The following is an 8,066-nucleotide window of genomic DNA, read 5'->3' on the forward strand; positions in this document are numbered from 1 at the left end:
AAGCGGTGAATCCTGGACACCCCGACGCACGGCGCGCTAGGGGCGAGCCCTGCCGCCCCTCCGGAGGGACCCCCCGCTCAGGCCCGGGACATGGCACGGACGCGCGAAAGGCCGGGACGCTGCCGCACATTGGGCTAGCGTGTGCACGCTAGAAACGGACTCCGGGAGGATGCTCGCTCGGCGCCGTGGTTCGGCGTATCTCGGCGGGCATGGCAGTGCCCCCCGGTGCTCTGCTGAGGGGCACGCTTCACCGCCTGGTGCTCGTCGTCGTGGTCAGTTTCCGAGTCCTTCCTGCGGGTCCCCGGCCGCCTTCCTGCCTCGCCTGGCCGGCGACTTCTCCGCCTCGGCGCGCATCTCGGCGCGGGCCTGCGCGGCGGCGAGCTGTCGGCGGGCTTCGGCGGCGGCGGCGACGGCTTCCGACCGCTCCCGCTCGGCGCGTTCGGCGCGCTCCTGGGCGTCGTCGGCGCGCTGGACGGCGGCCGCCCGTTCCTGCTCGGCCTGCTGTCGTGCGGTCTGCTCGGTGGCGAGCTGTTCCGCCAGTTCGTCCCGTCGCTTCTCGGCCTCGCCGATGCGGCGGTCTGCGCGCGACTCGGCCCGCTCCGCCCGGTCCTCGGCGGCGGCCTGGCGCTCCTCGGCTCGGTCGGCGCGGTTCTCGGCGGCGACGCGCTGACGGCTGGACTCCGCTGCCTCCGCGCTGGCGGCGTCGCGCTCGCGCTCGGCGTTCTTCCGTCCCTGGATCTCGCGGGTGAGTCCTTCGGTCAACTCCTGCTTTTCGCGTTCAGCGGTGGCCCGCTGGCGCTCGGCCTCCTCGGCCCGCGCCTCGGCGCGCTGTTGGGCCTCCTGGGCCTGCTGAGCGCGTTCAACGGCGCGTTCGGCTTCCTGCTGGAAGGCGTCGCGGGCGCGTTCGGCGGTGGCCCGCTGGCGCTCGGCCTCCTCGGCCCGCGCCTCGGCGCGGCCTCGCTCGGCTTCGGCGTCGGCGCGGCGAGCGTCGGCGGCGGCCTGGTCGCGGCGGGCCTGGTCCCGCTCGCGCTCGGCCTCGGCCTGGGCGGTCTCGGCTTGCTGTCGGGCCTCGGTGGCTGCGTCGCGCTCGCTCTCGGCGGTGGCCCGCTGGCGCTCGGCCTCCTCGGCCCGCGCCTCGGCGGCGGCTCGGCCGTCCTGGGCGGTCTCCTTGTCGCGCTCGGCCTGGCGGGCCTTTTGCTCGGCGACTTCCCGCGCGTCGTCGGCGGCCTCGCGGGCCACCCGGTCGCGTTCGGCGGCGGCCTCGGCGGCTTCCCGGTCGGCTACGGCCTGGCCGGCCTCGGACCGCGCGTTGGCGGCGTCGGCGGCGGCCTCGGCGGCCTTCCGGTTGGCGGCCGCCACGTCGCTGGCGTTGGCGGCACGTGCGGCGGCTAGCCGGGCCTCGATGCCCTCGGGGGAGTTGAGTTTCTGCAACTCCAACCGGGCGTCGGCGGCCACCTGTTCAAGCCTGGTGACGGTCTCCTCCATGCGGAGGATCTGCCCCGGCAGTCCCGGAGAGTTGCGTTCCCGGGCTCGCGCGGCCTTCCGCTCGTTCTGGCACGTGCTGTCGCAGTACTCCGGCGGCCGCCCGGCACCGGACGGCTTCGCCCGGGGGATCAACTTCCCGCAGTTGGCGCACGGCTCCGGCCAGTAGCCGTACGGCGCCTCTTCCTCTTCCTGCCCGTGGTCCTGGTGCTCGTCGTCGGCGTCAAGGGCGGTCGTCATCAGTTCCCCCCGCTGGTGGTGGCGTGGGTTCGGTGGTCGGCGGTCACGGGCGGGGTGGCCTTCCTGGTGGTGCCGGTGGGGCGGGTCGACGGGGCGGCCCGGTCGGCGCGCTGGGGCGGCCTGAGTTGGCCCCGGGTGCGGGCCTGCGGCCTGGTGTGGGTCCTGATGCTGCCGTACGGACGGTGGCGGCGGACAATCCGCACGGCGGCCGCCACTCGATCCGGTGCCGGGCGGCCCGTGGGCGGCGCGCTGACCTGCGGCGCGGTGGTCGGCTCGGTGAGCTCGGCGCAGGCCTCGACTGCGGCCGCCGTCACCTTCTCGTCCACCTCGACCTCGGCGGCCTGGCGCTCGTCGTCCTCGACCTCGACGGCTGCCGCGGTCTCCAGCTCGGTGCCGGCGTCCGGGTCGGGGCCGTACGTGGTGACCACGTCGCCGAGTTCCTGGCTGTACTCCTGCGGGGCGTGGATCGCGTCGTACACGCTGGCGTACCGGGTGCGCGGCTCCGGCGTCGGCTCGATGATGCGGGGCTCGGCGGTGACGGCCTGGGCGAACAACAGGGCCTCGGCCATGTGGTCGCGCACGGCCTCGGTGTCGATGGTGGGGGCGGTCGCCTGGGCGATCCGGGCCGGGATGCCCAACCAGTCCTCGGACCAATCCGGCATCGGCGCGTCGACCTGCGGCGCGTAGGGGCCGACGAAATCGGCCAGGTGCCGGATGAACGAGCGGCGCCAGTACCGGCGTTCGGTCCGCCAGTCCTGCGGGCCGTGGTACTCGGTCCACCGCTGGCCGTGGGCCGAGTCGCGCATCCATCCGGCGAGCCGGCGCATCATCGCCGTGGCGGCGGCCTCGATGGCGGCGAGCAACCCGGGGAGGTCGGCGGCGAACCGGGCGACGGCGAGCGGGGCACCCTCGATCCGGAGCGCGTGCCGGTCCAGCCGGTCCGCCAACAGGTCGGCGTACACCCGGCGGGTACGGACGCCGTACCCCCACGCCAGGCGCTCGGCGGCCTCGCGGCGGGTGGTGCCGTGCTGGCCGGCGTCGTGAACCCGCACCGTGAGGACGGCCGTGCCGTCGATGCCCATGCGCCCCTCGGTCTCGGCCAGGGGGCCGGCGTACGGGCCGGCGGGCACACGGCCTTCAACGCGGTAGGCGTACGCGTTCGGGTCGCGGTTCGTCTCGGTGGTCTGCGTCATGACCTCAGCCTATCATTTCTGGATTACTGTTTCTAGTATTCCAGAAATTAGCCGTTGGCAAGAGGGTGCCAATTTCCGGGGGTGGTGGGTGGCCGGCCTCTCGCCGACTGGTCCTGCTCGGGGACTCCGCCAACCCGGCGGCTGTGGGCCGCTGCGGTTCGGGCGGTTACCCGTGGCGGCAGTTCTAGCGTGTGCACGCTAGGTTTCCCTGGCCTTGGCTCGGTCCCGCTGTGAGGCGGGGGCCGGCTTGTCCGCCCGGTGGACGGTTCGGCTGGGGCTGCCGGTCCGGCGGGGCGATTCCTGGGCTTCTCCGCCGTGGTGGTCGGGTGCCCGGCTTCGTTCCGCCGTGGTGATGACTCTACCGCGTCCGGGGGCGGCTCACGCGCTGTTCTGCTGGCTTCCGCGTGTCGGGTCCTCGGCGGCCTGCTGGGCGGCGGCTCGGCGGGCGGCGTGCCACTCAGCGGCCGGGGTGCCTCGCCAGGTCACGCACCGTTCGCCGGGGGCGGCGTGGCAGTGCCGGCAGTGCTGGCGGGCGGGGAGGACGGGGCGCTTGCGGCGTCGGGGCTGGGGCTGCTCGGCTCCGGTGGCGCTGAGGTGGGCGGGGTCAATGAGGTGTCCGGCCTGGGCGAGCTGCTGGGCGTGGGCGAGTAGGCCGGCAGCGTTGATGCGCTGGGCCTCGATCTGGCGGGCGCGGCGGTGGTCGGGGCGGCCGTCGCGGTGGCGCGGGTAGGCGCGGGCGCCGGGGGCCTGGCCGGGGATGACGATCTGGTCCGGGCCGGGGCGGGGTCCGCGGGCGCGCTTCTCGGCGCTGGGCAGCGCGCTCCATTCCTCCTCTGCCGACCACCACTCGTGCGCGGCCTGGTCCACGCGGGCGTCCACGGCCAGGCCGGCGACGCGTCCGGCGGTGCTGGTCTCCTTGGCGGCCTCGTACAGCGGGCGGCCCGTGGCGGCGTATGTGGTCGTTCCTCGGCGGGGGCGCGCGGTGGTGGTGAGTTGGAGGGCCTGGAGCTGGTGGAGGTGCCGGAGGGTGGCGCGGCGGCCGTAGCCGGTGGCGGTCATGAGCTGGGCCAGGGTGGGGCGGTCCTGCTGTTGGATCTCCCACAGGGTGCGGGCCGCGTGGTGGCCGAGGGAGTGCCACACGTCGGCTTGCTGGTGGGTGGTGAGGGCTCGGAGGTGCGCGGGGACGTCGGCAGGGGGGTTCTGGGGGGCGGGGGGCGCGGCGGCGTTCCGCCTTCTGTCAGACCCCGGGTGAACTGGTGAAACGTGGTCGGTGGCCTGGTAGATGGCGCATCGGTGGCCGTGGTGGTCGGGGCACTGGTGCTCGGTCGCCAGGGTCACCCGGCGGGCCTTGCCTGCCCTGCGCTCGGCCTCGGCGGTGACGGTGAGCCATCCGTCCCGGATGAGGCGCCACAGGGCCAGGGATGCCGTCTGGCGGCTGTATCCGGCGAGCACGCCGAGGCGGCGGACGTTGGCGCTCACGTCGGTGGTGCCGGCGGTGAGCATGAGCCAGGCCAGGGCGGCCAGGATCGCGGCGTCTGCGGGGCCGGACTCCCGTCCCCACCGTGCGGGGCCGGCGGCCCGCATCCGGGCGAACAGGTCGACCACGGCCACCTCGGCCTCGGTCCGCTCGTGGCGGCCGCCGTCGTCCTCGGGCCTGCGGGGCATCCGGGCGGCGTCCTGGACGGCGAGCCACCACACCCGGGCCCACAGGCGGGCGGTGTCCTCCTCCGCGCGGGGGGTCCGGGCGCCGTCCGACTGGCGCTCGCTGCGGAGCCATTCCAGCGCGGGGGACGACTGGGCGTCGCGCACCACGGCGAGCCCTTCGGCCTGGGTCCATCCGGCCAGGGCCATGGATCGGGCGGGGGCGTGGGCCTGCTGCGAGTGGTCGTGATGGCGCGTCAGTTTCCGCCGGAGTCCCTTCATGGCGCGTTCGCCAAGGGGGCGCCACGGTACGGCGAGCTGCGGGCACCCGGCCGCGTCGGTGATGACGGGGCGCTGGATCGGTCCGCGCTGCTGGATCGACGGGGGTACGGGGCCGTCCTGGTGCTCGTCGTCCTCGGCGGCGCGGCGGCCGGCGGGGGCCGGGGCGGGCCTCGTCCTCGTGGGCCGCTCGACGGTGAGGGCGGCGGCCATCGACTCCAGCCGGACGGCCAGGCGCTCGAACGCCTCGGCGGGGGCCGAGGCGGAGCCGAGGGCCTTCACGGCCTGCTCGATGGTGTGTGCGGTCAACTCGTTGTGGCCGCCGTGGCGGTGGGCGGCGCCGGGCGGGCGGACCGCGCCGGCCTTCGGGTTCATCAGGGGCGCGATGTCGACGGACGGGCACAGGGTGCGGGCGGCGCGGGCGATCCTCCGCACCGTGGCGACGGGCACCCCCTCGGCGCACCCGGTCCACACGTGGCGGCCGCCGTTCGGGCCGGACTGGGTGGGTACGGGCTCGATGCCCTCGGCGCGGGCGGCGTCGGCCAACAACTCGGCGTCGGCGGCGGCCTGCTCGGCAGGCACGCGCTTGGCGTCGCAGTCCAGTACGACGGCCGTAAACCTGTACGCACCGCGCTGACGGCGGGTCAGGTACATCGCCACGGGCCGGTCCGGCTCCACCTCGGCGACCGCCACGGCGTCCGGGTAGACGTTCCGCCAGGCGTCGGGCGTCCCGGCGGCGGCCCGTACGCGGGCACGCGGGGACAGCTCGCCGAGGAACCGCGTAAGGGTCCTGGCCTGCACTGACAGTTCTAGCGTGTGCACGCTAGAAACCCCTGGCCGACGTACGGTCACAGGGGGGAATGCGGGCGTGGCGGCGGCAGAGAAAAGGTCACCTTGTTGATAAAGCGCCGATGACACACCGGTCTGAGGCAAGCCTCTACCGCCACCGTGGCTCGCTGCTACGATGGCAACGCTCCCTCGGTGTTAGAGGACGCACGAAAGCCCCGGCTGTCGGGCCTAGGAATCCGGCGGACAGCGGTTACGTGCTCGATCTGGGATCGGGAGTCTCGGCAACAGGTCGCCACAACCGTTGAGAAGCTGAGACCCCGATGGCTCCAACCAACACCCGGCTTAGGGGGCCAGGAAGTTGATGGGCCGGTTAGTTCATCCGGCCTCCTTCAGGCGTACGGCATTCGGCCATCCGACGGGCTGACCCGTTCGAGGGTCCACCTCCAGCAACTCCACCATCGTGTTGAGGAAACCGGCCACGCTGGTGTCCAGTCGCTCGCAGATGTTGAGTAGCTTCACGGCGTTCTGGGGCTCGAAGTTCGAGCCCGGTCGGTACGCCTCGCCCGTGGTGGGGTCGTAGTGAGGCGCGCGGAACCGTGTCCCTCGCGGCGGCCCACCCACTCCTCGGCGATCTTTCATGGAGCGATCTTGTCAGAGATCGCAGAGTCTTGCAGCAAGTCAAGCGGCGTGGCGCGGAACTTTCTTTGCGGTTCCTGGGTTTGCCGTGCCGAATGACGCTAATGGTCCGTTTGTCGGATCGGGATTGGGCCGGTTACCTGGGTGGGCCTCGGCCACGGCACGGCACCTCTGACGGCCTGTCACCAAACCGCCGGCGGGCGGAGGTAGGGAGCCGTGCGGCCGCCAGGGCCGTACGGCGGCACCACAGCCAGCCGCCACCACTCCCCCATTGGTCTGTCCGTCCCGGCGGCCCGCCCCCCGAGACTCGGCACCGTAAGTGCTGCCTACGGTCCGCACCTTGGCCACGGAGCCGACGCGCGAAGCGAGCTGCACCACGTGACAAGGGGGGCGCCCGGTGGGCGCCCCCCTCCCCTTCCGGGCTTGTCACCCGGCGTCGGCCTGCTCCTCGTCCTGCTGGGCCTTCTTGAACGGCTCGCCGCACTTCCCGCACATGAGTCCGCCGTCCTCGCCCCCGAACTCCCACGTGGCGCGGCTGATCTGGATGCGGCGGGCGGGCTCCGGGGTGCCGTCCTTGCCGGGCTTGGTGCATCCGCAGATGACCAGGAAGCGGGTTGCCGGGCGCTTCTTGGGCTTCTGCGGGGCGCCCTCGTCCTCGTCGTCCTGGCCGCCCTCGGTGCCCTGGCTCTGGCCGTTCTCGTCGTCTTCGTCGCCACCGGTCGGGCTGGGGGTGCCGGGGGTGCCTCCGCCGAGGGCGATGGCGAGCGGGTTGTGGACGTAGGGCAGGCGGGCGGCGTCCAGTGCCTCAATCGCGGCGGCGTAGCGGGCGGCGGTGGCGTCGGTGATGTGGCAGTCCGAGAAACCGAGGACGGGCGCGGGCGTCTTCGGGGCGATGAGTCCCATCTCTTCGGCGATCTTGCCGAAGCGCTTGTTGTGGTAGCGGCCCGCGCTGGACGTGTCCTTGATCTTCCGGACGTGGGCGACGGCGTGGGCGGCCTCGTGGATAAGCGTCTGCATGGTGCGGCGGCCGCCGAGGCTCAACAGCTCGCCACCCGCGAACAGTTCGGGGGCGCGGCCCTTCTTCTGTCCGTTGTCGACGGTCCAGAAGTCGGCGCCGAAGTGCCCCCACCGGAGGGACCCCCGGCCGTCCTGGCCGCTGCCGGTGATCATCACGACGCGCGGCACCTCGGGGTGCTGGGCGCGGATCGCGGCCCATGCGCCTTCCAGGGCGGTGATGATCCGGCTGCCGTGCTCCTGGTCGACCTGGGCGGGCGCCTCGGTCGGCTCGGCCTGGGCGGGAATCGAGACGGTGGCCGGGGTGGTCGTCATGGTGCACTTCCTATCGCGTCGCGCTGGGTGTTGGTGGTGTCGGTCCGGGGTGCCGTTCCCCTTTCCGACAAGTACTAGATTACAGCACTAGGGCATCACTGGCAACTCTGGGCCCGTGTGCGCCACCACAAAACCGCAGGTCAGAAGCGCGATCCGAAGAACTTCCAAGATCTTTTAGCGTGTGCACGCTAGAACCTTCCGCCGGTCCGGTCCGGCTTCTCGGCCTGCTCGGCGTCGGCGGCCTGGTGCTCGTCGTCCTCGACCGCGCGGCCGGTCGGCGTCGGCCGGCTCCTCGGCCTCGGCGAGCTGCTGCCCGTGGTCCTGGTGCTCGTCGTCCTCGACGCCGTGGCGGTCGACGGCGGCCGCCACCCCCGGCGCCTGCGCCATGTCCCGGGCCTGAGCGGGGGGTCCCTCCGGAGGGGCGGCAGGGCTCGCCCCTAGCGCGCCGTGCGTCGGGGTGTCCAGGATTCACCGCTT

The 8,066-nt window shown here is 73.5% G+C and carries 5 protein-coding genes; all 5 read right to left on the minus strand.

Annotated features, from left to right (window positions below):
* Positions 1–273: 273 nt before the first annotated feature.
* The 5 genes from ABZ656_RS54260 to ABZ656_RS54280 all read right to left on the minus strand — a co-directional run bounded on the left by ABZ656_RS54260 (position 274) and on the right by ABZ656_RS54280 (position 7,589).
* Complete coding sequence (locus ABZ656_RS54260) at positions 274–1,722, minus strand: hypothetical protein (protein WP_360279618.1); 1,449 nt, start codon at positions 1,720–1,722, stop codon at positions 274–276.
* Entirely contained in the window at positions 1,722–2,915 is a 1,194-nt protein-coding gene (locus tag ABZ656_RS54265; protein ID WP_360279621.1) for a hypothetical protein, read from the minus strand. Before ABZ656_RS54265 ends, ABZ656_RS54260 begins: the two co-directional genes overlap by 1 nt.
* Positions 2,916–3,293: 378 nt before the next feature.
* The gene (locus ABZ656_RS54270; RefSeq protein WP_360279624.1) at positions 3,294–5,657 is read right to left on the minus strand and encodes a hypothetical protein; all 2,364 of its coding nucleotides are present in this window, start codon (positions 5,655–5,657) and stop codon (positions 3,294–3,296) included.
* A gap of 342 nt (positions 5,658–5,999) precedes the next feature.
* Positions 6,000–6,263 (minus strand): hypothetical protein, encoded by a 264-nt coding sequence (locus ABZ656_RS54275; protein WP_331720783.1) that lies wholly within the window; start codon positions 6,261–6,263, stop codon positions 6,000–6,002.
* 423 nt (positions 6,264–6,686) lie between these two features.
* Positions 6,687–7,589 (minus strand): hypothetical protein, encoded by a 903-nt coding sequence (locus ABZ656_RS54280; RefSeq protein WP_331720782.1) that lies wholly within the window; start codon positions 7,587–7,589, stop codon positions 6,687–6,689.
* Positions 7,590–8,066 lie beyond the last annotated feature (477 nt).

It is taken from the genome of Streptomyces sp. NPDC007095 (assembly GCF_040634475.1).
In the GTDB taxonomy this organism is placed as follows: Bacteria; Actinomycetota; Actinomycetes; order Streptomycetales; family Streptomycetaceae; genus Streptomyces.

Coding starts and splice junctions, on each gene's coding strand:
- ABZ656_RS54265 (WP_360279621.1), bottom strand. CDS start 2,915: ATGACGCAGACCACCGAGACGAACCGCGACCCGAACGCGTACGCCTAC.
- ABZ656_RS54280 (WP_331720782.1), bottom strand. CDS start 7,589: ATGACGACCACCCCGGCCACCGTCTCGATTCCCGCCCAGGCCGAGCCG.
- ABZ656_RS54275 (WP_331720783.1), bottom strand. CDS start 6,263: ATGAAAGATCGCCGAGGAGTGGGTGGGCCGCCGCGAGGGACACGGTTC.
- ABZ656_RS54260 (WP_360279618.1), bottom strand. CDS start 1,722: ATGACGACCGCCCTTGACGCCGACGACGAGCACCAGGACCACGGGCAG.